The organism is Mixta theicola, assembly GCF_002895925.1.
In the GTDB taxonomy this organism is placed as follows: Bacteria; Pseudomonadota; Gammaproteobacteria; order Enterobacterales; family Enterobacteriaceae; genus Mixta; species Mixta theicola.
The window spans coordinates 1-1,435 of record NZ_NWUO01000043.1 but is presented as its reverse complement, the minus strand read 5'-3'; the positions used below and the strand labels follow the sequence as shown (position 1 = coordinate 1,435).

Below are 1,435 nucleotides of genomic sequence, written 5' to 3'. Positions count from 1 at the left end.
AACGGGTTACCCGCTCCTGCATGTCATGCCCCTAAATTGGTTTTTGCAGCCTGCGCACCGGTTGCCAGCAACGAACTGCCGGTACCCGAACGCCCGATCTGCCTGTCACCGCTCCTGACAAAACGCGTGCGAGGATAAACCGTAGCGAGTATATAAAAAAGCCCGCTTTCGCAGACTCATAGATTTTTTACCATCAGTCTATTGCAGCGCCGCCAGCACACGCAGCAGAAAGCTGCGCCACGTTTCGCCCCACAGTTCAGGACTAAACTGATTTTCGGCCAGCAGCTCCATGCGTGCAGTCAACTCGCTCTCATCTTCCGTTCTCAGCATCTCTGTAATTTCATTTTTCAACCACCGCGTTGCGTTCTCTCCGTTCTCGCAATAGCTATCAACCACTTCTTCAATGGTTTCACCGAAAATATCGCGATCCTGACCAAAATACGTCTGCGTCAGGGTCATAAGAGAAGAATTTTTCCTTTTAAACGCATTTACTCTCAATTTATCCAGTAATTTTCGCATAGCATTAATCTAATAACGGATATGTCGTCAAAATAAAATAGGGTTTGCCATGATACTCTTGTCCTTTTAAAACTACCCGAACGCGACTGACAGTCCACTTAATCTGGCTTCCTTTGCGGAATCCATAGCCTACTGTTGTACCGGCATCCCACGTAATTTCTAACGGCTTTTCTATTCTTCCCGTATTAGCCCAACGAATAATTTTAACGCGGTTAGCCCGCAATGCGGCACTGACAAACTTTTAGGCCTGCTCCACGCTGTGAAAAGACGTTGCCGAGCGTGCATCACGGCTTTGTGCAAGGCGCGCCAGGAGGTCTTCGTCAGTTTTTGCAATGTGCTTTTTAAGGGTATGCCCGCCGATTCTCGCCCTGCTAACTGCTTCATGCTCCGCCAGCTTCAGCGTGCCTGCACGAACATATTTTATCCGCGACACGCCCCACGCCAGCCCTGCCGCTGACGGGACGGCAATATCAGCGGTCAACCCGATATACATGGCCGTGCTGTCGCCAGCGCCCGCCTCTTTAGCCAGCTTTTCGGTGAGTTGAAATGTTGCCGTGCGGGTATCATGTCCGGTCAGAATACGGTTACCTGCGGCGTTGATGCTGTCCAGGCTGTGCGCGCCGGTAACCACGCACGCCGCTTTTGTCAGCATCGAGGGATCGGGAGCGATGCACAGCGCGACAGCGCCGATTAGCTCAACGGTTCCCATTGCCAGCTCCAGCCCGCCCAGCAGTCTGTTGCTGAGCGCCTCCGCCTCCGTTACCGTACGGTCGGCCAGCACAGTCGCCAGCTGCACCGGCGATACGGCAAATTGTAACTCTGTATCCATATAACGCTCCCTGTTAAGATAAAGCCTGTTTTAAAACAACGTGTTGTATATAAAACAACCAACACGTTAACACTTACCATGCCCCCG

General features: G+C 51.8%; 1 protein-coding gene and 1 pseudogene. Both read right to left on the bottom strand.

From position 1 onward, the window contains the following. Positions 1–198 precede the first annotated feature (198 nt). Complete coding sequence (locus COO59_RS20460) at positions 199–459, bottom strand: contact-dependent growth inhibition system immunity protein (protein WP_103061464.1); 261 nt, start codon at positions 457–459, stop codon at positions 199–201. Between the two features lie 64 nt (positions 460–523). Continuing rightward, positions 524–1,171 (bottom strand): annotated as a pseudogene (locus COO59_RS21420) (RNase A-like domain-containing protein). Between the last annotated feature and the right edge of the window lie 264 nt (positions 1,172–1,435).